The following is a 25,410-nucleotide window of genomic DNA, read 5'->3' on the forward strand; positions in this document are numbered from 1 at the left end:
CGAAGGAAGGCTTACCCCTAAAGGAACAGCGCCGCCGCCGCCTGCACCACGGCATCGGGATCGAGCCGGTACTCGCGATAGAGGTCCGGCAGGTCGCCGGTCTGGCCGAAGCGATCGATGCCGAGCGGCACGACGCGCTGTCCGCGCACGCCGCCCAGCCAGGATAGGGACGCGGGGGCGCCGTCGAGCATGGTCACCAGCCCGGCGCTTTCCGGCAGCGCGGACAGGAGCGTTTCGACATGGCTCGGCGCGGCGCCGCCATGCCAGCGCCCGGCTTCGCGCGCGCTCCAGCCACGGTGGAGCAGGTCCGGCGACGTGACTGCGAGCAGGCCGAGCCCCGGCATATCCTCGGACAAGATGGTCCAAGCCTGCAGCGCTTCCGGTGCGATGGCGCCGGAATAGACGATGGCCGCCGGCGCGTCGGCCGCAGGACGCTTCAGCCAATAGCCGCCCGCCACGGCACCGGTACGCCAGTCCTCATCGTCGCGCGGCACCTGATCGATCTCGCGGGTGGTCAGGCGGAAATAGACGCTCTCGCCGTCCGGCTGCTGCATCAGTTCGAAGCCATGCTGCATCAGCAAGGCGAGTTCGTCGGCAAAGGCGGGCTCGTAATGGCGAAGCTTGGGCTGGCCGAGCGCGATCAACGGCGGGTTGATCGACTGGTGGGCGCCGCCTTCCGGACCAAGAGTGATGCCGCTGGGCGTCGCCACCAGCATGAAGCGCGCATCCTGATAGCAGGCGTAGTTGAGCGCATCGAGACCGCGCGCAATGAACGGATCATAGACGGTGCCGATCGGCAGCAGCCGCTCGCCGAACAGGTCGCCCGACAGCCCCAGCGCGCCGAGCATCAGGAACAGGTTATGCTCGGCGATCCCGAGCTCGATATGTTGCCCGGCCGTTGATGCGGCCCATTTCTGCGCCGACGGAATCCGCGCCTTGTGGAACACGTCGGCGACGTCCTGACGGCGGAACAGCGCGCGCTGGTTCACCCAGGCGCCGAGATTGGTCGAGACCGTCACATCGGGTGAGGTGGTCACGATTCGGTTCGCCAGCGGATGACCGGATTTGGCGAGATCGAGCAGGATGCGCCCGAACGCCGCCTGGGTGGACTGGCGCTCGCCCGCAGGCGTAGGAAGGGCGGGCACCGGCACGACCTCCGCCCGGCCCCGCTTGTCACGTGCGATCGGCGTGCTTTCGACCAGCTGTTGAACGGCCGCACGGGCATTGTCGCCAAGGCCGGCCCAAGGTTCCCATTCCTCGCCCTCACCGATCCCCATCTCGGCACGCAGCTGGGCGATCTGGGTCGGGTTCATCAGCCCGGCGTGATTGTCCTTGTGGCCGGCAAAGGGCAGGCCATAGCCTTTGATCGTATAGGCGATGAACAGCGTCGGCACGTCATCGTGGCAGGCGGCGAAGGCTTTGGTGAGCGTCTCGACGCAGTGGCCGCCGAGGTTGGTCATCAGCGTGGCCAGCTGCGCATCGTCGCGCCGATCCAGGATCGGTCGCGCTTCGGGGATGTCCTGCAGCAGCCGCTCGCGCCATGCCGCGCCGCCCTGATAGGTGAGCGCGGCGAACTCGGCATTGGGCGTGCTGTCGATCCAGTCGCGCAAGGCGTCGCCGCCCGGTTCCTGAAAGGCCGCGCGCTGCAGCCGCCCATGCTTCAGCGTCACGGTGCGCCAGCCGCAGGTCTCGAAAATGTCGTCGAAGCGGCGGAACATCCGGTCCGCCGTCGTCGCATCCAGCGACTGGCGATTATAGTCGACGACCCACCACAGGTTGCGGACGGCGTGCTTATAGCCCTCGATCAGCGCCTCGTAGATATTGCCTTCGTCGAGCTCCGCGTCGCCCATCAGTGCGATCATGCGCCCCGCCTCGCTCTCCGGTAGCGCGTCATGAGCGATCAGATAGTCCTGCACCAGGCTGGCGAAGAGCGTGACCGCGACGCCAAGTCCGACCGAGCCCGTGGAGAAATCTACCGGAATCCTGTCCTTGGTCCGGCTCGGATAGCTCTGGGCGCCGCCAAAGCCGCGGAACCGCTCGAGTTGCTCGCGGCTCTGGTTGCCGAGCAAATAGTGGATCGCATGGAGCAGCGGACCGCCATGCGGCTTCACCGCCACCTTGTCCCTAGCCCGGAGCGCGGTGAAGTAGAGCGCGGTCATGATCGTCGACATCGACGCGCAGCTTGCCTGATGCCCGCCGACCTTCAGCCCGTCACGGCTGTCGCGCAGATGATTGGCGTTGTGGATCGTCCATGACGACAGCCAGCGCAGGCGGGCGTCGATCAGGTCGAGAGTGGCGATGTCGGCAGGACTCATGCCCTGCCGTTAGTATCAGATGTGACGAAGCGCCATCACTCTGCCACGTAGCGCCACGGGTCGCCCGCCCTGGGCCGCGCCCAGACGGTGAAGAAGGGAATGGTCGCGGGACGACCCGCTTCGGGCTTGTTCAGGTGCAACAAGCCGTAGCTCAGACCCATGTCGCCCGAGCCTGCGACAAGCGCTTCGTCGGCCGCCCAGGTGACTGAACTGGTCGGCTCAGGCCCGCCGACGCCATTGCCGATCGCTTCCGAGCCTATGGCAACCGCCTCTTCGGCGCCGATGTTGATCGAGTCGGGGCGGCCCCATTTCTTGAACGCAGCGCGCAGGCCGATCTGTTGAGCCTCGTCGGAGAACGCCTTTTCCGATTGCTTGAGGGTCGCGATCGCATCGTCGCGGTGGCGGCTGGTGCCGATGATCGCGGGCGCCACCCGAAGCTCGCCGGCCGCCTGGCGGCCGACCCGCTTATAGGCAAAGACGCGCCAGCCCGCGGGCCGCTTGACCCAGTACGCCAGATATTTCTGGAGCAGCGGCGCGCCCTCTTTCGGCCGCACCGTCAGCGCGCCATAGGTAAAGCCCTGGGTGCCGTCCGTTGAGATGCCGCCGCCGACCGGCTGCCATTCGACCGTCGACGTGGCATTCTCCGGGCGCGCGGCGAGCCTGGCGCGGATCGCCGCCGGACCGCGAGCGAGCTCGGGCGAGCCGCCACCGACCAGCACCCCATACTCGTCGAACATCGCCGAGAGGCCATCGACCAGATTACGGCCCTGTGCCGCCCTGGACCAGGCGCGATCCGCCTCCAGCAAGGGCGTCAGCCGCGCGGGTGTCGCTGCCTGCAGCGCCGCGGGTGCGACGACCGCCGCCACCGCGAAAGCGTGGGAAATGTGCATGAGTCCTCCTGTTGCAGGCCGCTTGGCCGCTCGGGAGGCAGGGGAACAAGCCTGGCTCTATCGACCGCGCGTCTGTTTCGACAAGCGGCGGGCGGCAGGCTCGCGCAGGGCCAGCCAGCAGAGCAGGCCAAGCGGCCCGGCCATGAAGGTGGCGAACAGCACCGGCGCCTGAACGAGCCGGCCGATCCCCTTCGCGCCGCCATCGCGGGCGATCCAGAGGCCGGTGAACAGGTCGAGGGCGAGGTAATGCGTCCAGCCGACGACGATACCGCCGTCGCTCATGAAGAAGGCGCGCAGGCCCTTGACGCTATAGTCGAACGCGGGCGCCGCGCCGTCGCGTACCGGATCGATCCAGCCGGCGAGCAGCGACACGAACAGCGCGGTGTAGATCAGGCAAAGCAGGCCGACCCCGGCATAGAGCACAAGGGTCAGCGGCAAGGGCCGGCGCGGCGCCAGGATCAGCACCGCCCAGGCGATCAGCGCAATGCCGTTGGTTAAGCCGAAGAGGGACTGCCACATGGCCGTCCCTCAACGACGCAAGCGATCGGGCCGGCTCACCCGTTCTTGATGCGCAGGCCGATGTAGCGGGCGGGATTATTGCCCCGCTGCACCAGCAGCAGCACGCTCGAACGCCCGGCGCGCGTCGCTTCGGCAACGGCGGCGCGCAGTTCCTCGGCAGTGGCGACCGGGCGGCCATTGGCGGCGGTGATCACGTCGCCGCGCTGCAGCCCCTTGGTGGCCGCGTCGCTCGACGGATCTACGCCGCCGATCACGATTCCGCGGGTCCCCGCCGGCACGCCGACCTGGCGCGCGATGCCTGGAGTCAGCGGCTGCACGGCGAGACCGAGCGAGCCGGTCGCCGCCTGACGCTGGCTGGTGCCATCGTCATCGTCGGCGAAATTGTCATTGTCGCCGCCGAGGCGCTGGGCGAGCTGCTCTTCCGGGGGACGCTCGCCGACCGTGACGGTGACCGTCTGGCGACGGCCGTCGCGGATCAGCTCGAGCGGAATGCGCGAGCCGATCGGCGAGTTGGAGACGAGGTAGGACAAAGTCTGATCCGGTGTCACCGGCTGGCCGCCGACCGAGACGACCACGTCGCCCTGGCGAATGCCTGCGCGGGCGGCAGCCTGGTCCGGCTCGACGCTGGCGATCAGCTCGCCGCGATTCTTTTCGAGGCCCAGGGATTCGGCGATGTCGGGCGTGATCTGCTGAATCTGCACGCCGAGATAGCCGCGCTTCACCCGACCGCCGCGCATCAGCGCCTCGACGACGGGACGCGCCTGCTCGGCAGGAATGGCGAAGCCGATGCCGACATTGCCGCCAGACGGCGAGAAGATCGCGGTGTTGATGCCGATGACGTTGCCGTTCAGGTCGAACATCGGGCCGCCGGAATTGCCCATGTTGATGGACGCGTCCGTCTGGATATAGCGGTCATAGGCGCCGCCCTGGCCGGTGTTGCGGTGCAGGGCCGAGACGATGCCGGCGGTGACGGTGCCGCCCAGGCCGAACGGATTGCCGATCGCCATCACCCAGTCGCCGACGCGGGTGCGAGTCGAGTCGCCAAAGCGGACGAACGGCAGGTTCTGCGCCTCGATCTTCAGCACCGCGAGGTCGGACGCCAGATCGCGGCCGACCAGCCGCGCCTTGTATTCGCGGCGATCCGGCAAGGTGACGGTGATCGATTCGACGACCGCGCCCTGGCGGCCGGGTGCCACGACGTGATTGTTGGTGACGACATAGCCATCGGCCGAGATCACGAAGCCGGAGCCGAGCGACTGCGCCTGTCGCGTCACCGGGCGGCCATTGCCGCCCTGCGCATCGCCGCCGCCGAACAGATCCGCGAAAGGCGTGCCGGCAAAGGGATTGGTGCCCTGGCTGACCTGCACTCGCTGCGTCGTCGAAATATTGACGACCGCCGGCTGCAGCCGCGCGGCGAGGTCGGCAAAGCTCATCGGCGCGCCGCGCGGGGCGGCGGCGGCCATGGCGGGCTCGGAGTTTTGCGGAGTCTGCGCGCCCAAGGGCTGCTGCAGGGTGAGCGAGCCGGCGACGCCGCCCAGAAGAAGAGCCGAAGTCAAAGCATAGGCGTAGCGCACGTGGACATTATCCTCTCGATTCGACGCGGTCGCCGGAGGCGGCACGCACCTGAACGGTTGCGAAATGGATGCTGAACGGGATTTGAATGACAGCTGTCATCGACCCCGACCGGTGAACTCCCGAAGATAGGCGCTGTTCGGCGACATGATCACGCTCGTTCCGGTATTTCCCGCCAGGAAGGTCTGCCGGTACGACTGCATCGCGCGGTAGAACTCATAAAAGTCCGGGTCTTTCCCGAAGCTCGCAGCATAAGTCTTAGCGGCATCCGCGTCCGCTTGGGCGCGGATAATCTGCGCCTGCTTGCGGCCTTGCGCGTCGATGGTCAGCGCCTCCTGCTCGCGCGCCGAGCGCATCCGCTCGAACGCCGATTCGAGCGGGGTGCCATCGGGCAGGTCGGCGCGCTTGATCCGCACATCGACGATCTCCGCGCCATATTGGCGCGCGACCCGGTTCAGCCCTTCCTGGATCGCGTCCATGATCTGGCCGCGTTCAGGCGACAGCAGCCGCGCGAACGGCACCTTGCCGAGTTCGTTGCGCAGCGCCGAGCCGAGGATCGGCCGCAGCTGATCAGCGACTCGCTGCTCGTTGCCGGCGGTGATGTAGGTGCGCAGGGGGTCGACGATCCGGAAACGGGCATAGGCATCGACGTTCAGCCGCAGTTGGTCGGTCGACAGCACCTGCTGCCGGTCCATCTCCACGTCCATCACGCGCTTGTCGAGCCACACGACCTGATCGAAGAAGGGCACGCGGGCGATCAGGCCGGCGCCCGAGCTGCCATATTGCTGGCCGGGCACATAGCGGTTCACGATCGACACCGGCTTGCCGAAGCGGACGATCACGGCCTGCCGGGTCTCCGGCACGACCGCGAGCGTGCTCGCCAGCAGGACCAGCAGCGCCACGGCCAGCACCGCCAGCACGACCGGGTTGCGAAGGCTGAGCGCGGTCATTGCTGCACCTCCTCGGCCGGACGGGGCCGCTGCACGCGATCCAGCGGCAGATAGGGGGTGACGCCGTTCGGCTCGACGATGGTCTTGTCGACCTTCGACAGCACTTCCTCCATCGTCTCGTAATACATGCGGCGCCGGGTCACGTCGGGCGAGAGCTTGTACTGCTCATAGACCTTGTCGAACGCCGCCGCTTCGCCCTGGGCGCGCGCGGTGATCTGCTGGGCATAGGCCCGCGCGCCGTTCAGATAGCTGATCGCCTGCTGCTGCGCGGCCGAAACCTTCTTGAAGCTTTCGGTCACCGCCTGCGGTGGATCGGCCTGCTTGATCGCCACGCCCTGGATGCGCACACCGGCCCGATAGTCGTTCAGCAGCTCCTGCATCCGCTGCGCGACCTGCGTCTCGATCGCGGTCCGGCCCGAGCCGATCGCGTCGTTGAGGCTGACCGTGCCGATCACGGCCCGCATGGCGCTTTCGCCGACTTCGCGGATCGTCTCCTCCGGCTCGGCGAGTTGGAAGAGAAAGAGTGCCGGGTCGCTGATGTTCCAACGCACCGAATAAGCGAGGTCGACGATGTTCTGGTCGCCGGTCAGCATCAGGTTTTCCGATTCGGCGGTCGGCGAACCGATATCGACCGTGCGGATCGCTTCGATGTCCTGCTTGACCACCCGATCGATCGGCGAAGGGAAGCTGACGCCGATGCCCGGCGACATAGTGCCGGCATAGGAGCCGAAGCGCATGATCACGCCGCGCTCCTGCGGGCCGATCCGGTGGAAGCTGGTCAGCAGGATCCAGAGCAGCAGGAATACGCCGAGCCCATAGAGCCAGATCGGTCGGCCGCCGAAGTCCGGCAGGCCGCCACCGCCGCCCAGCCGCTGCCGTCCGCGGCGGAGCAGTTCGTCCAGTGCCGCCGGGGTCGGCCGGTTGCCGCGCGGACGGCCGCCGCTCGGGCCCGGACTCCACGGATTGCGCGGACCGTCGCCGTCACCGCCGCCGCCATTGCCTTGTCCGCCGCCGCGATTGCCCCAAGGGCCACCGCCTTCGTTCAACATCGCACCTTGCGGCCACAGCCACGCCGTCAGCTTGTTCATGTTCGCCTTTATAGGGACGCTCTGTCAGAAAAACAGTGTTCCGCTGGCGTTACCATGCTCCTAAGCGGCGGCGATGACCGAACCGGATCGCCTCCACGCCGCCATATCGAAGATCGTCGGCAGCCGCGCCGCGCCGCCGCGCCTTGCGGACGGCCGCGCGTCGCTGATCCTCGACGTGACCGGCCTGGACCAGAAGACGCGCGACGCGATGGCCGATGCGGCGAAACAGGCGCTGCTCGCCCTTCCGGAGGTGAACGAAGTACGCATCGCGATGACGAGCGAGAAGCGGGAACGGCGGATCATCGCCGTAGGCTCCGGCAAGGGGGGTGTGGGCAAGTCGACGCTTGCCGCCAATCTGGCCGTGGCGCTCGCCGGGCTGGGGCGAAAGGTCGGCCTGGTCGATGCCGACATTTACGGCCCCTCGGTACCGCGCCTGATGGACGCCGAGGGCACGCGGCCGGTCGCCGAGGACCAGAAGCTGTTGCCCGTCGACACGCGCTTCGGCGTGCCGATACTGTCGATGGGACAGCTGGTGAAGCCGGGCCAGGCGATCGCCTGGCGCGGGCCGATGGCGGGCAATGCGCTCGGCCAATTGCTCGACGCGGCCTGGGGCGAGACCGACACGCTGATCGTCGACCTGCCGCCGGGCACGGGCGACGTGCAGCTGTCGATGATCAGCAAGTACAAGCCCGCCGGCGCGGTGATCGTCTCCACGCCGCAGGACCTGGCGCTGATCGACGCGGCGCGCGCGGTCGACCTGTTCACCCAGGCCAATGTGCCGATCGTCGGCCTGGTCGAGAATATGGCCGGCTATGCCTGCCCGCACTGCGGGCAGCTCAGCGACCCATTCGGCGCCGGCGGCGCGCAGGCCGCGGCGAGCGCGATGGGGCTCGACTTTCTGGGCCGCGTGCCGCTCGAGATCGCCATCCGTCAGGCGAGCGATGCGGGCGATCCGCCGGCGGCGCATGAGGGCTTTGCCGGCGAGCCGTTCCGCGCCATTGCCGCGAAACTCGCGGCCTGGCTGGACCGACCCGCCGGCTGACGTTCAGGCGAGGGCCGCGCGACGGCGCGTACGCGACGCGGCACCGGCAAGGCCGAAGCCGGCAATCATCAGCGCCCAGCTTGCCGGCTCTGGCACGGCCGCGCCGCCGCGCACCGCGTCGAAGGTGAAGTTGTCGGCGGCGCCCAGGCGGTTCAGGCCGAAGCCGACCGTCGAGCTGCCCGGCGCATAGCCATAATCGGCGCTGAAGGTCTGCTCGCCGCCATTCGCGAACACCTTCAGCGTCGCGACCGTGCCGGTCACGTCGACGCGGATGGTGCCGCTCTGAAACGGGTTCAGATTGGCGAAGACGCCGTTCAGATCGTTGTTGCCGGTGTCGAAGCCATAGCGGTCGAAGAAGCCGTCGCCGTCATTGTCCTGCACCTTGATGAAATAGGAGTTGGCGCTGTCGAAACCGAACGACAGGGCGACATAGCTGCCCGCGTCGATGCCCCGCAGCGCCACGTCGATCGACGCCGAATCGGAGATGGAGTTGTCGTATGTCGCGAGCGACACGAAGTTGGTCGTGATTGCGCGGTTGTTCTGAATGCGCAGATTGCCGTTCTGCACCGTGTAGTTCGTACCGAGCGTCAGCGCGTCGGCGCGGTTGAAGTGGTCGGTGACATCGGCCTGCGCCGCGCTCGTGCCGAGCATGGCGGCGGCCAGCGTGATCAGTTTCTTCTGCATGAGTAACACCCCTGTTCTGTGTGCCCGGCGCCCTTAGCGAGCCGGTCCGCCGGAGTGATGTGACCGGCGACACGCATGCACCGCGCTGCGACGAAGCCGTTCATCGACGGGGATGCTAGTTTCGCAGATAGCAGAAGTACCAGACTTCATGGCCCTTGCGTCGCGCCTTGGCTTCATAGCGGGTCTCCGGCCAGTTGGCGGGACGAGTCAGGAAATCCGCCGCGCTATGCGCCTGCCAGGCGAAGTCGCGGCGCTGGTTCATCACCATGCAGGACCAGCGGCAATAGGTCGGGTCGTCGGTGCCGAGCCGGAACTCGCCACCCGGCTTCAGCTTGGCGGCGATCAGGTCGAGCGGACCATGGTTCATCATCCGCCTTTTGGCATGCCGCGCCTTGGGCCAGGGATCGGGGTGCAGGAGGTAGAGCCGCTCCAACGATGCATCGGGGAGCCGCTCGAGCACATCGAGAGCGTCGCCCATGTGCAGCCGAACGTTGTCGAGCTCGCGATCGTCGATCTTGGCGAGCGCGCCGACGACGCCGTTGAGGAATGGCTCGCAGCCGATAATGCCATGCTCCGGCCGGGCCTCGGCCTGCGCCGCCAGATGCTCGCCCGCGCCAAAGCCGATCTCGAACTCCAGCGGGCGGTCGTTGCCGAACAGGGTGCGTGCATCCAGCGGCCCGTCCGGTACCGACACGCGCGGCAGCAGGTCGGCGAGCAGCTCTTCCTGGCCGGCGCGCAATTTGTGTCCCTTGGCGCGGCCGTAAAGCCTTCTGATGCTGAGTGGATCGTTCATGGTGCCGCCTTCGTTCAGCCGCCATGGGCAAGAAGCGGAAGGCGATCAAGCAGGTCGAGCAGGCGGACGTCGAAGTCAGCCGCTCGATCGCCGACTGGAAGGACTCCGGCGCCGTGCGCGCGCTCGGCTGGTTCGGCAAGCTGACCGACCAGCCGCCGCTCTATGCCTTTATCGGCGGCGTGGCGGCCGCCGCGCTGGTCCGCCGCGACGGGCGCCTGCTGCGCACCGCCGGACGGATGCTGGTCGCCCATTGGGTCGGCATTCGCGGCAAGGATGCAGTGAAGAAGGCCGTCGATCGCACCCGCCCGCAGATGCTGATCGACGAAGGCCGGTACGAGTCGGGCAAGGGCCAGCGGGACGAAAAGCCGTTCAACTCCTTCCCGTCTGGCCACACGGTCGGAGCGGTCGCGGTCGCGCGGGCACTCGCCCGGGACTATCCGGAATATACCGTGCCCGCTTACGGGCTCGCCGGGCTGGCCGCAGTCGCGCGCATCGCCAAATGCGATCACTTCGTCAGCGATACCGCGGCCGGTGCCCTGATCGGCATCGCATCCGAGGCGGTGAGCGTTTATCGCGCCGGCCGGCAGGGCTTTCCTTCATATTCGAAGCGCTGATTGACATAGGCGCGGCCGTTCCAGCGTTGGACGGGGAAGCAGAAGCCGGGGCCACCGATCGACAGGTCGGGATAGCCGGCCACGCCCTTGGTCTTGAGCGGCTCGACAATGCCGGGGCCGCTCGCCAGCTTGCGCCAACTGCCGTCCGCCTGTTTGCTGAGGAAAGCGAAGCCTGCCTCGCTCTGCCCATAGCAGAAGGTGCCGCCTTCGGAGAGGATCGCCTCCGGCCGGCCATCGCCGTTAAGATCGCCATAGTGATCGACGCTCAGCCCCTCAGCCCGCGGCTGATCCGCACATAGCACCCATTTGCCGCCGACACGCGCCGCACCCGCTGCCTTGTAAATTGCCGCCTGTTCGGTCTGGGGAATCACCGCCCCGGCCAGTAGGGCCGCAATAAGTATCATGAAGGCGCTCCCTTCAGCTCGGCGCCGCGACGCCATTGCAGGATGACTTCCGTCATCAGAACGGGTGCGATCCAGGTCAGCCAGATCATGTCATTCGTGCCGCCCTGCAGATCGCTCGGCATCGCGCGCGTGTAAAAACGGCAGAAGACGAAGGTCCAGGCGACCACGTAACTGCGGATCATCCATTCGCGATGCTGTTCGACGCGACGATTCCTGATCGCGCGCCAGGCCATGGCGGTGAAGGCGAGCCACGTCAGCGCGAGCGTGCCGGTCGAAAGCCCCGGCGTATGCTGTGTGTCGAAGGACCGGATCAGCGCCGAGATCGAGGCGAGCGTCCCGCCGACAAGATAGGTGAAGCCTACCCGCCGATGCCAGCCAAAGCCCTGCCGCGTCAGGCCAATCCGTAGTCCCGCTGCACCCGCAAGCAGCATTACCGTCCCGCCGCCGATGTGGAGGTAAAGGATCGCGAGGTGCCCAGCATGACGTACCGCACCGGCCGGGGCCAGCGCAGGACCTGCGATCAATGCTATAAAGAATGCGGAGGATAACGCGGCCGCGGCGATCACCCAGTCTTTCCGGGTCCATCGCCACGCCGTTGTGCGGCTCGTGACTGCGTCCATGCCGAACCTCCCGTGTGGGCCGGCCAGAGCATGGCGCAGTTAGCGTTTCAAGGGAAGCTCAGGCGAGCGCGGCCTTCAGCGCGTCGACGAGGTCGGTCTTCTCCCAAGGGAAGAAGTCACCTTCCGGCTTACGACCGAAATGGCCATAGGCCGCGGTTTTCGCATAGATCGGCTTGTTGAGGCCGAGATGCGTGCGGATGCCGCGCGGGGTCAGGCCGCCCAGCTTCTCGATCTTGCCGATCGCCTGTTCCAGCTTGTCGTCGCCCACCGTGCCGGTGCCGTGCGTGTCCACATAAAGCGACAGCGGCTGGGACACGCCGATGGCATAGGCCAGCTGGATCGTGCAGCGTTGCGCCAGGCCCGCGGCGACGATGTTCTTCGCCAGATAGCGGGTGATGTAGGCGGCCGAACGATCGACCTTGGTCGGGTCCTTGCCGCTGAATGCGCCACCGCCATGCGGGGCGGCGCCGCCATAGGTGTCGACGATGATCTTGCGGCCGGTGAGGCCGGCGTCGCCGTCCGGGCCGCCGATTTCGAAACTGCCGGTCGGGTTGATGTGATAGACGGTGGCGTCGCTCAGCAGGTGCGCCGGGATCACCTGGGCGATCACGTCCTTCACATAGGCGTGAAGTTCGGCTTCCTTGTCGCCCTGATCATAGTCCTTGCCATGCTGGGTCGAGACGACGACTGCCGTGCAGGCGACCGGCACGCTGCCTTCGTAGCGAAGCGTCACCTGGCTCTTGGCATCGGGCTCGAGAAACGGCGCCTTGCCGCTGTGGCGGTCGGCCGCCATCTGCTCGAGAATCTTGTGGCTGTAATACAGCGTCGCCGGCATCAGGTCGGGCGTGTCGTTGGCCGCATAGCCGAACATGATGCCCTGATCGCCCGCGCCTTCGTCCTTGTTGCCGGCCGCGTCCACGCCCTGCGCGATGTGCGCGGATTGCGGGTGCAGGTTATTCTCGAACCGGAGCGTTTCCCAATGAAAGCCGTCCTGCTCGTAACCGATGCGCTTGACGGTATCGCGCACGGTCTTTTCGACTTCTTCCTGCACGCCCGGCGCCCAGTTGCCGGCTTCGTCCATGATCCCCTTGCCGCGGATTTCGCCGGCCAGCACGACCAACTGGGTCGTGGTCAGCGTTTCGCAGGCGATGCGAGCTTCCGGATCCTTGGACAGGAACAGGTCGACGATCGCGTCGGAAATCTGATCGGCGACCTTGTCGGGATGGCCCTCGGACACCGATTCGGACGTAAAGAGATAGTTGGAGCGCATCGTCGATCCTGTCGCTGAACGGGCCTAAGCCCACATATAAAGATATGTTTATGTGTGAGCGCCTCTAGCGAGCGCGACGCGCAATGACAACGGCCAAAGCAGCCAGGAACAGCGCCACCAGCCCGGAAAGAAGGTTACCGAAGCGCGCGAACAGGGTGGGGCGGCCAGCCTGGGGCAATCGCGCGTCGAGCACGGCCGCCTTACCCATCCCGATCTTGCCGACGACGCTGCCGTCGGGGGCGATCACGGCCGACACGCCGGTCGGCGTCGCGCGCACGATCGTCATTCCTTCCTCGGTCGCGCGGAGCCTTGCCTGGGCGAGATGCTGGGGCGGACCCCAACTGCCGAACCAGGCGTCGTTCGACGGATTGAACAGGAAGCGCGGGCGCCGGGCGGGATCGACGACGCGGCCCGAGAAGATGATCTCGTAGCAGATCTGGAAGCCGACCGGGCCGATTCCGGGTATGTCGAACGTCTTCGGACCCGGGCCCGGCCAGAAGTCGAGATCGCCGGGCACCAGCCGCGACAGGCCGAGCGGTGTCAGGACGCTCCGCATCGGCAGATACTCGCCATAGGGGACGAGATGGGCCTTGTCGTAGCGGGCGTGTATGCGCGCGTCCGGTCCCATGGCGAACACGCTGTTGCGCCCGCCGACCGCGCGTCCGGCGCGGTCATATTCGAGCGCGACGCCGCCGGTCAGCAGCATGTCGCCCCGGCCGAGCGCCTTCACGAGATAGCGCCGCAGGCCCGGCTCTTCCTCCAGCAGGAAGCCATTGTCGATCGCCGCCTCGGGCCACATCAGGATGCGCGGGCGGCGATCGTCAGGCGCGCCCGACATCTTCACCAGCCGCTTCAGGTTCGCCACCTGCGCGCCGGGATCGTGCTTTTCGTCCTGGCTGACATTGGGCTGGACGATGCGGATGTTGGTGGAGGTCAGCTTCACGCTACCGGACGGCAGGAGCAGACCGATGAGCAGCGGAGCGACCAGCGCCACTCCCCACATCGCCTTGCGAACGAGCAGCGCCAGCCCACCGGCGCCGAGAACGGTCAGGCCGGATAGCCCATAGGTGCCGATCCATTTGCTCAGCTGCGCCACGGGAAGCGCGGGCACCCAGATGGCCGCGAGCGGGTTCCAGGCGAAACCCGTGAACACAGTCGCGCGCAGCCACTCGGTCAGTATCCAGGTGGCGGCGAAGAGTAGCACGGACCCAAGCTCGCTCGTCCCGAGCGTAGTCGAGGGGCGCTTCTCGGACTCCTCATCAGCGCCCCTCGACTTCGCTCGGGAGGAGCGGGATAATGCGTATGCGCCGGTTGCACCCACCGCCGGAAACACCGCCAGATACAGCGACAGCGCGACCACCGCGCCATAGCCGAACCAGTGCGGCATCGTGTCCTGATAGGTAAAGGCGTGGGCGATCCAGTTGAGGCCGACCGTGAAATGCCCCAGCCCGAACAGCCAGGCGCGCGCAAAGCTGCTCCGCCAGCCAGGCGCGTCGAACAGCAACCGGATCAGCACGGCGAAGCAGGCGAGCGTGACCGGCCACAGCTCCAGCGGCGCAAAGCCGGTCGCCGACAGGGCGCCTGCCGCCAGCGCAAGGAGCTTGGAATAGCGGAACACGCGCGGCGCTATCGCGTGGTGGGACGGAAAACTCAACGTTCCGCGGCGGAGGCCGGGGCCCAGATCGGCTCGGGGCTGGACCCCGGCCTGCGCCGGGGTACATGAGAGGCCATGTTCCTCTTCGCTTCTCTCGCGCTCGCCGTCGCGCCCCCCGCCTTGACCGCGCCTCAACAGCAGCAGCTCCGCTGCGTGGCGCTGCTTGCCATCGTGGCAGGCGAGCAGGAACGCCGCACCGCGGCGGCGCTCGCGCTTCCGCCGCTCGGGCGCCAGGGTGCACGCTTCGCGCAGGTGACAGGCGACGCGCTGATCAAGGAGACCGGCCGTTCGCAGGAACAGGTGCGCGAGCTGATCCTTCAGCAGGTCGCCGCGATTCAGAAGGCTGCCGGCGCAGAGGCGAAACTGCCGATCGACGAAGCGCGCCAGTGCGTCGCGATCATGAACCAGGTCGCACCGCCGCCACCTCCGCCGAGCGCGGTACAGTGCGCCGGGCTGATGAAGCTCGTCGCCGACCAGTCTCGCCGCCGCGAGGGCATGAGCAAGGCGACGATGGACCTGGTCACTCTTGCCTCCGTGCTCGAAAACCGCGCCCGCGCCGAACTCGGCAGCGCGGGCAAAAGCAGCGCCGAAAGCGACCGTGAGCTGACGCTCGCCCGCGAAGCGATCGCCGCGGCACCGCAAACGGCTCCGGAGACGGACGATTGCCTGGAGCTCGCCAAGCCATGAGGCCGTTCCACCTCGCCTTCCCCGTCCACGACCTCGCCGCCGCCCGAGCATTCTACGGGGGACTGATGGGGTGCCGCGAGGGGCGCAGCTCCGATCACTGGATCGACTTCGACCTTTACGGGCATCAGATCGTCGCGCATCGGAGCGAAGACGCGCGCCCGGCCGGCGTCACCAATCCGGTCGACGGCCACGACGTGCCGGTCCCGCATTTCGGCGTGGTGCTGACCATGGCCGACTGGGCGGCGCTGGCCGACCGGCTGACGGCGGCGGGCGTGGCGTTCGGCATCGCGCCGCATATCCGCTTCAAGGGGCAAGTCGGCGAGCAGGCGACGATGTTCTTTCGCGATCCGAGCGGCAACGCTCTCGAGTTCAAGGCGTTTGCCGATGACGCCATGATCTTCGCCACATGACCCAGCCGATCGAAATCGACCTGCCCCACAAGCTCGGCCGCGCCGGCGCCCGCGCGCGGATCGAGGCGGGCACGACCAAGCTCGCCAGCTACATCCCCGGCGGCACGGTGAGCGAGCATCGCTGGGAGGGCGACACGCTGACATTCACCGTCGAAGCCATGGGCCAACGCGTCGCTAGCCGCCTGACGGTGCATGACGACAAGGTCCACTGCCTCTTCGACCTGCCGCCGTTCCTGGCGCTGTTCGCGGACAAGATCAGGGCAAAGCTGGCGAAGGATGGGCCGAAGCTGCTGGAGTAGTCGGCTGTCGAACGGGCCAGAGGCGATTTGTGAACACTCACTCCCTTCGTCATTCCCGCGAAAGCGGGAACCCAGGATCCGCAGGAAGAAGGACCTGGGTCCCCGCTTTCGCCGGGATGACGCTAGAGAGAGAACGTCAGCGGCTGACCCGCCAGATGCGGTTGCCGGTGTCGTCGGCGACCAGCAGTGCGCCGGTGCGGTCGAGCGCAAGCCCCGCCGGCCGTCCGCGGGCGCGCTGGTTCTGGTCGAGGAAGCCGGTAAGCAGGTCGACCGGCTTTGCGTCCTTCACCGGATAGCCGTTCGCGCCGAAGGGGATGTAGATGACCTTGTAGCCGGTCAGCGGCCGGCGGTTCCACGATCCGTGCAGCGCCACGAAGGCGCCGTTGCTGAACGGCGCGCCCAGGTTCGCGCCCTTGGCGAATTGCAGGCCCAAGGGGGCGTTATGCGCGCCGAGCGCATAGTCCGGCCGCCGCGTATATTCCTGCAGGTCGGGACGCGCCTCGACGCGCGTGTCGGGATAGCCGCCCCAATAGCTGTACGGCCAGCCATAGAAGGCGCCAAAATCCACGAGGGTGAGGTAATCGGGCGGGCCGTCGCCGCCGAGCATGTCGCGCTCATTCACGGTGGTCCACAACTCGCCCTTGGTCGGCTCATAGGCGAGGCCGTTCGGGTTGCGCAGGCCGGCGGCGTAGATGCGGTAGGTCTTCTTCTCCGGGAATACTTCCCAGATCGCAGCGCGCCGCTCCTCACGGTCCATGCCGCGCTCGCCGATGTTGCTGGCCGAGCCGACGGTCACATAGAGGAAGCGCCCGTCCGGGCTCGCGATCAGGTTGCGCGCCCAGTGATTGCCGCCGCCGGGCAGCGCGACGATCTTTTCGGGCCGGGCGGTGATACGCGTGTCGCCAGCCTTGTACGGGAAGGCGACGACCGCATCGGTGTTCGCGACGTAGAGCCGGTCGCCCACCAGCGCCATGCCGGTGGGCGAGTTGAGGCCGGTCAGCAGCACCGAGCGATATTCCGCCACGCCGTCGCCATTGGCATCGCGCAAGAGGGTGACGCGGTTGGCGGAGGGCACAGCCGCGCCCGCCCAGCCGAGGATCACGCCCATGATGCGGTCGGTCAGCCCCTCGACCTTGCGCGGCGGCGAGTTCGCTTCGGCGACGAGCACGTCGCCATTGGGCAGCGTGTAGAGCCAGCGCGGGTGGGACAGGCCGGTCGCGAACGGCTGCACCTTCAGCCCTGCGGCGGCGGTCGGACGCGCATCGCCCCATGCGACCGGCCTCGCAATCGCGATCGTTGGAATGCGCTCCGTACTCGGCGCCATGATCCTGGGCTTGGGTCCGAAGGCGGCGAGCGGATCGGCCTCGACATTGTCGCGGCGGGTCAGCAGCACGATCGCGGCGAGCGCGAGCAGGGCCAGGACGACGAGGAAGATGAGCGGGCGGACGAGTTTGCGCATGATGCTCCGGGGGCGCGGAAGTAGGCTGCCTATCTAGGGCCGAACCGCGGAGCAAAAAAGTGCCGCCGGCCAGGGGGTGAAGAACCGGCGGCACAGCGGAAGCAAATAAGCGCTTCCTATGACCCGAAGAGCCTTTCGGCACCTCCGCTCGCGCACCACGCCTGGCGGCGGACGATGCGCCAATCCACTAATGCGTCCCATAACTAGACAATTTCGGACGCGACACAATCGCTTTGGGGCGAGGCGACTCGGATTTGCGGCGGAACGGTGACACTCACCGCCTTATCCCCAGCCTTGTTCCCGAAAAGATCAGTCCTCCAGCACCGGCTCGGGCGCATGCAGCCGGACGCGAGTCACGTGGCGGGCATCGCCTTGCGTGACTTCGATGCGCCAGCCGCTCGCATGCTCCACGATCTCGCCTGGCGTCGGCACATGGCCGGCGAGCACGAAGGCGAGGCCGCCGAGCGTGTCGACATCCTCCTCGACCTCCGCCAGCCGCGGATCGAGCTCGGCGGCAACATCCTCGAGTTCGGCGCGGGCATCGGCGTCCCACATGCCGTCGCCCAAATCGATCAACGTCGCTTCCGGCGCCTCGTCATGCTCGTCCTCGATATCGCCGACGATTTCCTCGACCAAATCTTCGATCGTGACCAGGCCTTCGGTGCCCGAATATTCGTCGAGCACGATCGCCAGGTGGGTGCGCGTGGCCCGCATCTCTGCCAGCAGGTCGAGCACGCCCATCGACGTCGGCACATAGCGCGGCTCGCGGATCAGGTCGGCGATGCTGGCCGGCGGCGGCGCGCCCTTCGCCAGGATCTCGAACACGTCCTTGATGTGAATCATGCCGGTGATCTGATCCAGGCTCTCGCGATACACCGGCAGGCGGCTGTGCCCGGCGTCCGAGAAATGCGCGACGAGCTCGGCGAAGGAAACGCTTTCCGGGACCGCGATGATGTCGGCACGCGGCACTGCGATGTCGGCCACCGTCCGCTCGCCGAAATGCAGCAGGTTGCGGAGCATCTGCCGCTCGATCGGGGAAAGGTCGCCCGCTTCCGCCGGCTCGCCCTCATGCTCCTCGATCGCTTCCTCGATCTGGTCGCGCAGCGTGGGCTCGCTTTCGGCCCCGAACAGCATGTCGCGCAGACCCCGCCAAAATCGGCCACCCCCGTCCGAGGCGTGGCCGTTCCTACTCGAATCCTCTGGCATCGAACTCCGGTTCGTCCCTGTGATAGGGGTCGTGAAGGCCCAAGCGGGCCAGGATGTCGCGCTCCAGCGACTCCATATGCTCGGCCTCGGCCGACCCCTGATGGTCGTAACCTAGCAGATGCAAGGTGCCATGAACAATCAGGTGGGTGGCATGAGCATCCAGGCTCACGCCCTTCTCCGCCGCCTCGCCCGCGCAGACGCCGTGCGCGAGCACGATGTCGCCGAGCAAAAGCTCGCCATCGTCGCTGTTCTGGCTGACCGTTTCGAGCAGGTCCGCCTGCACCATCGGGAAGGACAGGACATTGGTGGGCTTGTCCTTACCCCGATACTGAAGGTTCAGCTGATGCACTTCCGCGTCCGACGTCAAGCGCACCGAGATTTCGACCAGCGCGGATGAGGCGGCGAGTTCGGCATGTGGCGTGGAAAGAACGGCCGCTTCGCACGCCGTTTTAGCCAGTTCCTCCCAATCACCCTGCCAAGGAGCTTCGGCCTGAACGGCCACGTCGATCACTGGCTCTCGCCCTCATAGGCGTCGACGATCTTCCCGACGAGCGGATGGCGGACGACATCGGCGGAGCCGAAGCGGACCATCGAAATGCCGCGCACATCGTCCAGGCGGGCAACGGCGTCGGCGAGCCCGGACTTGCCGATGTCGGGCAAGTCCACCTGGCGCGGGTCGCCGCAGACGACCATGCGGCTATTCTCACCGAAGCGCGTCAGAAACATCTTCATCTGCATCGGCGTGGTGTTCTGCGCCTCGTCGAGGATGATGAAGGCGTTGGAGAGGGTGCGGCCGCGCATGAAGGCGATCGGCGCGATCTCGATTTCGCCCGACGCCATGCGGCGTTCGACCTGTTCGGCCGGCAGCATGTCGTAGAGCGCGTCATAGAGCGGGCGGAGATAGGGATCGACCTTCTCCTTCATGTCGCCGGGCAGGAAGCCGAGCTTCTCGCCCGCCTCCACCGCCGGCCGCGACAGGATCAGCCGCTCGACCGAGCCCTGAATCAGCTGCTGCACGGCCTGTGCGACCGCGACATAGGTCTTGCCGGTGCCGGCCGGACCGAGCGCGAAGATGATCTCATCGCGGGCGAGCGCCTCCATGTAGCGGATCTGCGTCGCCGAGCGCGGCACGATCGTCTTCTTGCGGGTCCGGATCATCACCGGCGGCGGCTGGCTGACATCGGTGCGGATGATGCCGTCGAGCGTCGGCTCGTTCGACATGGCGATCACCGCCTCGACGGTGCCGGAGTCGATCTCCTGACCCTGCACGATGCGATTATAGAGGCCGGTCAGCACGTCCCGCGCCCGCGCCGCGGCTTCGGCTTCCCCCTCGATCTGCAGCTTGTTGCCGCGCGCCGCGATATAGACGCCGAGCCGGTTCTCGATCGCGACCAGATTCTGGTCGTAATGGCCGAAAACCTGGCCGAGCAACTGGGGCCGGTCGAAGACCACTTCGAGGCGGCTGCGATCTCCCGGCTGGGCGGGAACGGGCTTACGCGACATAGTCCTCCACAAGGAACTCCGTTCGTGTCGAGCGAAGTCGAGACACCCTCGTCGCGGCGCCGCGTTTCTCGACTACGCTCGAAACGAACGGGGTAGAGGAACGGGTCAGGCGGCGAGCCTGTCGGACATAACGCCTGTCAGACTATTCGGTCCCGCCGCGACGATGTCCACCTCGATCAGTTCGCCGACCGCACCGCCATCCACAACTATCGACTGCAGCCAGGGCGATTTCCCGATCAGCTGGCCGGGATATTTGCCCGGCCGTTCCAGCAGTACCTCGGTGCGCCGGCCGACGAGCCGCTGGTTGAAGGCGATCTGCTGTTCTACGATGAGCGCCTGCAGGCGCTGCAGACGCTCGTCCATGACCTCGGGCGCGATCTGCTCGGCCATGGTCGCGGCGGGCGTGCCGGGTCGCGGCGAATATTTGAAGCTGAAGGCCATCGAGTGGCCGATGCGGCGGACGATCTCCAGCGTGGCCTCGAAATCCGCGTCCGTTTCGCCCGGAAAGCCGACGATATAGTCGCCGGAGATCGCGATGTCTGGCCGCGCGTCCCGCACCCGGTCGAGGATCGCGAGATAGCTGGCGGAGGTGTGGCTGCGGTTCATCGCCTTGAGGATGCGGTCGCTGCCCGATTGCACCGGCAGATGCAGGAAGGGCATCAGCTTGGGAATGTCCCGATGCGCCGCAATCAGCCCGTCGCGCATGTCGTTCGGATGGCTGGTCGTGTAGCGGATGCGGGCGAGGCCGGGCAGCTTCGCCAATTCCTCGATCAGATCATGAAGATGGCGGCCGTCATAGGACCAGGCGTTGACGTTCTGACCGAGCAGGGTGATCTCGCGCGCGCCCGCATCGACCAGTGCCTTGGCCTCGTCCATAATGGCGTTCCAAGAACGCGAGACCTCGGCGCCGCGCGTATACGGCACCACGCAATAGGTGCAGAATTTGTCGCAGCCTTCCTGCACCGTCAGAAAGGCGCTGGCCCGAACCTGCCTCGCGCGCGCGGGCAGCGCGTCGAACTTGGAGACCGGCGGCATGTCCGTGTCGAGCGGGCGGCTGCCGCGGGCGGCCGCATCGACCAGCTCGGGTAGGCGATGGTAGGCTTGCGGGCCGACGACGATGTCCACGTCCCTGGTGCGGCGGTAGATCTCGGCGCCTTCGGCCTGCGCGACGCAGCCGGCAACCGCCACGAGCGGGCGGGTGCCGTCCTCCCGGCGCAAGCGGCCGATGTCCGAATAGACCTTCTCCGCCGCCTTTTCCCGGATATGGCAGGTGTTGAGCACGACCAGATCGGCGTCCTCGCCTTCCGCCGGTGCCAGGCCCTGCGCGCTCAGCAGCTCGGCCATGCGCTCGCCGTCATAGACGTTCATCTGGCAGCCGAAGGATTTGACGCGATAGGTTTGGGGAGAGCGATTCACCGGCGCGCCTATACGCTTCCCGGCGTCCACGCGGAACCCGCGACGATCCGCGCGCGCGCATCGGCGGCGATCGCCTTGCGATCCCCGGCCGCGGCCGGGTCGAACGGCTCCAGCGCCTCCAGCAGCACGCGGAAGCGCCGATGGGTCAGCACGCGCCAGATATTCGCAAGCGCGGGCTCGTCGCCGATCCAGGCGAGCTCCGGCGCACCAAATGTCAGGCGCAGCGGCTGAACGCGGATTGCGCGCGGCGGCGGCGACACGACTTCGAGCAACGATGGCTTGAACGGCAGCAGCTCGCGCGCCGTCGTGCCTTCCGGGAAGATCGCGACTGGCTGATGCCGCTCAAGCGCGGCGCGCACGGCCCCGACCTGCCCATGCACGCCGGCGCGGTCGGCCCGGTCGACATAGACGGTGTTGTTGAACCCGGCGAGCCAGCCGACCACCGGCCAGTCACGCACGCCGGAGTTCGCGACGAAGGCGGTTCCCGTCGCGCCGGCGATGATCGGGATGTCCAGCCAGCTCTGGTGATTGGAGACGAACAGCACGTCCTTCGCGAGGTGCTCGCCCTTCACCTCGAGGTCGGCGCCGCAGATGTGGGCGACTCGGGCAAGAAAGCGGCGGGGCCAGTGCGACTGGCGACCGGCGGCGCGGGTGATCAGGTGTGCGGGAACGTGGAAAAGCAGCGCCACGACGAGCGCCAGGACACGCAAGCTTCCGCGGATTGCGGGCAGCAGATCAGCCCTTCCGGTCCAGTTTGACGCCGTAGAGTTCCATCCGGTGGTCGACGAGCCGGAAGCCGAGCTTCTCTGCGATCTGGCGTTGCAGAAGTTCGAGTTCCGGATCGACGAACTCGATGACGCGGCCGGTCTCGACGTCGATCAGATGGTCGTGATGGGCTTCCGGCGCGGCTTCGTAGCGGGCGCGGCCATCGCCGAAATCGTGACGCTCGAGAATGCCCGCTTCCTCGAACAGGCGGACGGTCCGATAGACGGTCGCGATCGAAATGCCGGGATCGATGGCGGAGGCCCGGGCATGCACCTTTTCGACGTCCGGATGGTCTTCGGACTCGGACAGGACCCGCGCGATCACCTTGCGCTGGTCGGTGATCCTCAGCCCCTTCTCGGCGCACAGCGCCTCGACGTCGATCTTGCGATGCATCGGGCCGATCTAGTGACTTTGTTGCCCGCCTGCCACCGTCAAAGCGGCAGGCGGGCGCAAGCTCAGCGGCTGCGGCGACGCTTGGTGCCCAGGCCGATCTTCTTGGCCAGCGAACGGCGCTGCTCTGCGTAGTTCGGCGCGACCATCGGGTAATCGGCCGGAAGATTCCACTTCTGGCGATATTGCTCGGGGGTCATCTGATAATGAGTCATCAGATGCCGCTTCAGCATCTTCAGCTTTTTGCCGTCTTCGAGGCAGACGATATAGTCGGGCTTGATCGACGCACGCACCGAGACCTTGGGCTCCTGCTTGACTTCGGGCTGCGGAGCCGGGCCGCCGAGGCCGGTCAAGGCGGTGTGCACGTTCGAGATCAGCGTCGGAAGATCGTTCACCGCCACGCTGTTGTTGCTCACATGCGCAGCGACAATGTCGGCGGTAAGCGTGATCAGCGTTTCTTTCATCTCGGACTGTTCGGACATGGACTTGCAACTCTCGTTCTGAACCGATCATCGGGAAGCGATGGTCTTCGAGGCCCATGTCTTCTGGCGAAACACAGATCAAGGTGAAAATAGATGCACGGCCTTTAGTTGACGCCAAGATGCCGTTTGAAGGTCGAAGCATCGTACACCTTGCCCGTTCGGCCACGGTAATAACCGCGACGGCTGCCGACCTGAACAAAGCCGGCCTCACGATACAGCAGCACCGCCGGATTGCCGTCCCGCACCTCGAGATGGAGCGTCTCGACGCCGCTGGCACCAGCATCCGCTATTGCCTGGTTCAGCAGCGTGCGGCCCACGCCCTGGCGGCGGAAACGGTCGCGCACCGCGATCAGCAGCAGTTCGGCCTCGCCGGCCACCTTGCGGAGCAGTGCGAATCCCGCCGGCTCGTCCCCCGCCCGGGCGACCAGCAGCCAGCTTCCGACCATGCCGAGCACGCCGGCGCACTGCGCCTCGGTCCAGGCCTCCCCATATTGCGGGTCGAACGCGTCTTCCATCGCGATCATCACGTCGGCCAGATCGGCCATGCCGGCCGGCTCGATCCGGAAGTCGAGGTCGGCTGCCACCGTCACGCGGGCAGGCGCGCGTCGGGCGCGCGGCCGTAGATCGGAGAAGGCGGAAGAGCGGCGAGCCCGGCGGGAAGCAAGCTGGTTGCGCGGGCATCGGTCTCAACGGCGAGCAGTTCGCCCGTCGCCCCGGCCGCGCGCAGTGCCGCGCCGCCGCTCCCCGCGATCACGTCGCCCGCACAGGCACGCGCGGCGTCTTCGGGTTTCAAGGACGTCAGCGGGGTGATCGGCTGCACTCCCTGCCTTGCGAAACGTTGCACGAAATACTCACCATGACCGCCGATCACGGCAACGGCAAGGGTGTCCGGTGCGCGCTCGCTCGCAAAGGCCGTCGCTGCGATCAGCGTCATCGACGAATAGCCGCTGACACTGGCGCGCCAGGCGAGGCCGAACGCGCGCGCCGCAGCGAGGCCGACACGAACGCCGGTGAAGCTGCCTGGGCCGCAATCGACCAGCAAGGCCGCCGCGCGCCCGCGCTCCGGCAGCTCGGCGATCATGGGGATAAGCCGCTCCGCATGGCCGCGACCGACCCGCTCATGCCGGTGGTCGAGCAACCGGTCGTCCTCGAACAAGGCAACCGAGCAGGTCTCGGCTGCCGTTTCGATCGCCAGCAGCCTCAACGGATCTGGTTGAACCGTTCGAACTCCGGGCGCGGCAGGCGACCGAAGATGGTGGACGGATCCCCATAGCCGAGCGTCGAGATGAAGTTGGACTTCACGTTCGTGCCGGCGAAGAACAACTCGTCGACCTTCGCATTGTCGAAGCCCGACATGGGGCCGGTGTCGAGCCCAAGCGCCCGTGCGGCCATGATGAAATAGCCGCCCTGCAACGAGGAGTTGCGCAGGGCATGCACCTGCCGCCCGTCAGGATCGGGGAACCAGTGCCTGGCGGTCTGGTCGTGGGGGAACAGCTCCGGAAGCTGCTCGTGGAAGTCCAGGTCCATGCCGATGATCGCGGTCACCGGCGCCGCGAGGATCTTGATCGCGTTCTTTTCCATCGCGCAGGAGGCGATTTGGGCTTTCGCCTCACCGCTCACGCACCAGACGATCCGCGCGGGCAGCATGTTGGCGGAGGTCGGACCCATCTTCATCAGGTCCCAGATGGCGCGAAGCTGGTCCTCGCCGACGGGCCGATCCAGATAGCCGTTATAGCTCCGCGCCGTGCGGAACAGCTGGTCGAGCGCGGTATCGGGAAGAGCGGGCATCAGACCGCCCGCACTTCGGTGACTTCGGGCACGTAATATTTCAGCAGCTGCTCGATGCCCTGCTTCAGCGTCGCGGTAGATGACGGGCAGCCGGAGCAGGCGCCCTGCATCTTCAGATAGACGGTGCCCTGCTGAAAGCCGCGATAGACGATGTCGCCGCCGTCATTGGCGACGGCCGGACGCACCCGCGTGTCGATCAGCTCCTTGATCTGCGACACGATGTCGGCATCCTCAGGATCGTCCGCGATCGCATCGTCGATCGCAATCCCCGCCGCAGAGCCGGGCCGGAACAACGGCATGTCGCCGGAGAAATGGTCGAGCAGCAGCGCAAGCACGTTCGGCTTCAGGTCACGCCACTCGGCTCCCGGCGCTGCGGTCACTGACACGAAATCCGAGCCGAAGAACACGCCTTCGACATCGCCCAGCCCGAACAGCGCGTCGGCGAGCGGCGACACCTCCGCCTCCTCCGGGGTCGCGAAGTCGCGCGTGCCGCCGGTCATGACCGGGCGGCCGGGAAGGAATTTGAGCGTCGCCGGGTTGGGCGTCGTTTCGGTTTCGATCAGCATGGGCGTTCATGTGGGCCGAACGCC

General features: G+C 66.9%; 29 protein-coding genes. 5 read left to right on the top strand and 24 right to left on the bottom strand.

All coding sequences use genetic code 11. The annotated features are described in order from the left end of the window. Positions 1-17 precede the first annotated feature (17 nt). The 6 genes from HJG53_RS09650 to hflK form a co-directional block, all read right to left on the bottom strand. Positions 18-2,315, bottom strand: coding sequence for a transketolase (locus HJG53_RS09650; protein WP_171129982.1), 2,298 nt, complete (start codon positions 2,313-2,315; stop codon positions 18-20). A 35-nt stretch (positions 2,316-2,350) separates the two neighbouring features. Continuing rightward, the gene (locus HJG53_RS09655) at positions 2,351-3,205 is read right to left on the bottom strand and encodes a hypothetical protein (RefSeq protein WP_171129984.1); all 855 of its coding nucleotides are present in this window, start codon (positions 3,203-3,205) and stop codon (positions 2,351-2,353) included. A gap of 57 nt (positions 3,206-3,262) precedes the next feature. Continuing rightward, the gene (locus tag HJG53_RS09660; protein WP_171129985.1) at positions 3,263-3,724 is read right to left on the bottom strand and encodes an ABA4-like family protein; all 462 of its coding nucleotides are present in this window, start codon (positions 3,722-3,724) and stop codon (positions 3,263-3,265) included. A 35-nt stretch (positions 3,725-3,759) separates the two neighbouring features. Continuing rightward, positions 3,760-5,298: a DegQ family serine endoprotease gene (locus HJG53_RS09665; protein WP_171129987.1), complete on the bottom strand. Its 1,539-nt coding sequence runs from the start codon at positions 5,296-5,298 to the stop codon at positions 3,760-3,762. Between the two features lie 96 nt (positions 5,299-5,394). Then, a complete protein-coding gene (gene hflC / locus HJG53_RS09670) occupies positions 5,395-6,246 on the bottom strand; it encodes a protease modulator HflC (RefSeq protein ID WP_171129990.1) in 852 nt (283 codons plus the stop codon). Beyond that, on the bottom strand, positions 6,243-7,334 hold the full coding sequence (gene hflK, locus HJG53_RS09675) for an FtsH protease activity modulator HflK (RefSeq protein WP_171129991.1): 1,092 nt from the start codon (positions 7,332-7,334) through the stop codon (positions 6,243-6,245). The genes hflC and hflK overlap by 4 nt, the downstream gene beginning before the upstream one ends. 73 nt (positions 7,335-7,407) lie before the next feature. On the opposite strand from hflK, the gene HJG53_RS09680 reads away from it, so the two are divergent. Next, positions 7,408-8,376: a P-loop NTPase gene (locus tag HJG53_RS09680; RefSeq protein ID WP_171129993.1), complete on the top strand. Its 969-nt coding sequence runs from the start codon at positions 7,408-7,410 to the stop codon at positions 8,374-8,376. A gap of 3 nt (positions 8,377-8,379) precedes the next feature. Here the strand turns inward: HJG53_RS09680 and HJG53_RS09685 are convergent, their stop codons facing one another. Together HJG53_RS09685 and trmB are read right to left on the bottom strand one after the other, a co-directional pair. Beyond that, positions 8,380-9,060, bottom strand: coding sequence for a PEPxxWA-CTERM sorting domain-containing protein (locus tag HJG53_RS09685; protein WP_254447672.1), 681 nt, complete (start codon positions 9,058-9,060; stop codon positions 8,380-8,382). Positions 9,061-9,175: 115 nt separating this feature from the next. Next, positions 9,176-9,853 (bottom strand): tRNA (guanosine(46)-N7)-methyltransferase TrmB, encoded by a 678-nt coding sequence (gene trmB / locus HJG53_RS09690; protein WP_171129995.1) that lies wholly within the window; start codon positions 9,851-9,853, stop codon positions 9,176-9,178. Positions 9,854-9,876: 23 nt separating this feature from the next. Here trmB and HJG53_RS09695 point away from each other — a divergent pair, with 23 nt between their 5' ends. After that, a complete protein-coding gene (locus HJG53_RS09695) occupies positions 9,877-10,467 on the top strand; it encodes a phosphatase PAP2 family protein (protein WP_171129997.1) in 591 nt (196 codons plus the stop codon). Here HJG53_RS09695 and HJG53_RS09700 read toward each other — a convergent pair. From HJG53_RS09700 to lnt, 4 genes are all read right to left on the bottom strand, one after another. Then, positions 10,422-10,871 carry a hypothetical protein gene (locus tag HJG53_RS09700; RefSeq protein WP_171129999.1) on the bottom strand — a complete coding sequence of 150 codons (450 nt, stop codon included), beginning with the start codon at positions 10,869-10,871 and terminating at the stop codon, positions 10,422-10,424. The two genes, HJG53_RS09695 and HJG53_RS09700, sit on opposite strands and share 46 nt — an antisense overlap. Further along, a complete protein-coding gene (locus HJG53_RS09705; protein ID WP_171130001.1) occupies positions 10,868-11,491 on the bottom strand; it encodes a DUF2306 domain-containing protein in 624 nt (207 codons plus the stop codon). The genes HJG53_RS09700 and HJG53_RS09705 overlap by 4 nt, the downstream gene beginning before the upstream one ends. Before the next feature lie 58 nt (positions 11,492-11,549). Next, positions 11,550-12,761, bottom strand: coding sequence for a methionine adenosyltransferase (gene metK / locus HJG53_RS09710; RefSeq protein ID WP_171130003.1), 1,212 nt, complete (start codon positions 12,759-12,761; stop codon positions 11,550-11,552). A 64-nt stretch (positions 12,762-12,825) separates the two neighbouring features. Beyond that, positions 12,826-14,379 carry an apolipoprotein N-acyltransferase gene (gene lnt / locus HJG53_RS09715; RefSeq protein ID WP_368039555.1) on the bottom strand — a complete coding sequence of 518 codons (1,554 nt, stop codon included), beginning with the start codon at positions 14,377-14,379 and terminating at the stop codon, positions 12,826-12,828. 111 nt (positions 14,380-14,490) lie between these two features. Here lnt and HJG53_RS18715 point away from each other — a divergent pair, with 111 nt between their 5' ends. Genes HJG53_RS18715 through HJG53_RS09725 form a run of 3 tightly spaced genes read left to right on the top strand, consistent with a single transcriptional unit; the run spans position 14,491 to position 15,811 of the window. Continuing rightward, positions 14,491-15,102 carry a hypothetical protein gene (locus HJG53_RS18715; RefSeq protein WP_254447673.1) on the top strand — a complete coding sequence of 204 codons (612 nt, stop codon included), beginning with the start codon at positions 14,491-14,493 and terminating at the stop codon, positions 15,100-15,102. After that, a complete protein-coding gene (locus HJG53_RS09720) occupies positions 15,099-15,512 on the top strand; it encodes a VOC family protein (RefSeq protein WP_171130007.1) in 414 nt (137 codons plus the stop codon). Before HJG53_RS18715 ends, HJG53_RS09720 begins: the two co-directional genes overlap by 4 nt. Then, entirely contained in the window at positions 15,509-15,811 is a 303-nt protein-coding gene (locus HJG53_RS09725) for a polyhydroxyalkanoic acid system family protein (RefSeq protein ID WP_171130009.1), read from the top strand. Before HJG53_RS09720 ends, HJG53_RS09725 begins: the two co-directional genes overlap by 4 nt. Positions 15,812-15,947: 136 nt before the next feature. On the opposite strand, the gene HJG53_RS09730 is transcribed toward HJG53_RS09725, so the two are convergent. The 12 genes from HJG53_RS09730 to HJG53_RS09785 all read right to left on the bottom strand — a co-directional run bounded on the left by HJG53_RS09730 (position 15,948) and on the right by HJG53_RS09785 (position 25,386). Next, a complete protein-coding gene (locus tag HJG53_RS09730; protein WP_171130011.1) occupies positions 15,948-17,270 on the bottom strand; it encodes a sorbosone dehydrogenase family protein in 1,323 nt (440 codons plus the stop codon). 309 nt (positions 17,271-17,579) lie between these two features. Further along, entirely contained in the window at positions 17,580-18,476 is an 897-nt protein-coding gene (locus HJG53_RS09735; RefSeq protein WP_171130013.1) for a hemolysin family protein, read from the bottom strand. Then, complete coding sequence (ybeY, locus tag HJG53_RS09740; protein ID WP_171130015.1) at positions 18,457-18,987, bottom strand: rRNA maturation RNase YbeY; 531 nt, start codon at positions 18,985-18,987, stop codon at positions 18,457-18,459. The genes HJG53_RS09735 and ybeY overlap by 20 nt, the downstream gene beginning before the upstream one ends. Further along, complete coding sequence (locus tag HJG53_RS09745) at positions 18,984-19,979, bottom strand: PhoH family protein (protein ID WP_171130016.1); 996 nt, start codon at positions 19,977-19,979, stop codon at positions 18,984-18,986. The genes ybeY and HJG53_RS09745 overlap by 4 nt, the downstream gene beginning before the upstream one ends. A 105-nt stretch (positions 19,980-20,084) precedes the next feature. Further along, positions 20,085-21,407 (bottom strand): tRNA (N6-isopentenyl adenosine(37)-C2)-methylthiotransferase MiaB, encoded by a 1,323-nt coding sequence (gene miaB, locus HJG53_RS09750; RefSeq protein ID WP_171130694.1) that lies wholly within the window; start codon positions 21,405-21,407, stop codon positions 20,085-20,087. Next, positions 21,404-22,105, bottom strand: coding sequence for a 1-acyl-sn-glycerol-3-phosphate acyltransferase (locus HJG53_RS09755; protein ID WP_254447674.1), 702 nt, complete (start codon positions 22,103-22,105; stop codon positions 21,404-21,406). The genes miaB and HJG53_RS09755 overlap by 4 nt, the downstream gene beginning before the upstream one ends. A gap of 25 nt (positions 22,106-22,130) precedes the next feature. Continuing rightward, complete coding sequence (locus HJG53_RS09760; protein ID WP_171130018.1) at positions 22,131-22,553, bottom strand: Fur family transcriptional regulator; 423 nt, start codon at positions 22,551-22,553, stop codon at positions 22,131-22,133. Positions 22,554-22,615: 62 nt separating this feature from the next. Continuing rightward, a complete protein-coding gene (locus HJG53_RS09765; protein WP_171130019.1) occupies positions 22,616-23,032 on the bottom strand; it encodes a MucR family transcriptional regulator in 417 nt (138 codons plus the stop codon). Positions 23,033-23,136: 104 nt separating this feature from the next. Beyond that, positions 23,137-23,622: a GNAT family N-acetyltransferase gene (locus HJG53_RS09770; RefSeq protein ID WP_368039556.1), complete on the bottom strand. Its 486-nt coding sequence runs from the start codon at positions 23,620-23,622 to the stop codon at positions 23,137-23,139. Continuing rightward, positions 23,619-24,236 carry a tRNA (adenosine(37)-N6)-threonylcarbamoyltransferase complex dimerization subunit type 1 TsaB gene (tsaB, locus tag HJG53_RS09775; RefSeq protein WP_171130020.1) on the bottom strand — a complete coding sequence of 206 codons (618 nt, stop codon included), beginning with the start codon at positions 24,234-24,236 and terminating at the stop codon, positions 23,619-23,621. The genes HJG53_RS09770 and tsaB overlap by 4 nt, the downstream gene beginning before the upstream one ends. Next, positions 24,233-24,820, bottom strand: coding sequence for a malonic semialdehyde reductase (locus tag HJG53_RS09780; protein ID WP_171130021.1), 588 nt, complete (start codon positions 24,818-24,820; stop codon positions 24,233-24,235). The genes tsaB and HJG53_RS09780 overlap by 4 nt, the downstream gene beginning before the upstream one ends. Beyond that, entirely contained in the window at positions 24,820-25,386 is a 567-nt protein-coding gene (locus HJG53_RS09785) for a NifU family protein (protein ID WP_171130022.1), read from the bottom strand. Before HJG53_RS09785 ends, HJG53_RS09780 begins: the two co-directional genes overlap by 1 nt. Between the last annotated feature and the right edge of the window lie 24 nt (positions 25,387-25,410).

Source organism: Sphingomonas sp. ID1715 (genome assembly GCF_013044515.1).
In the GTDB taxonomy this organism is placed as follows: Bacteria; Pseudomonadota; Alphaproteobacteria; order Sphingomonadales; family Sphingomonadaceae; genus Sphingomonas_B.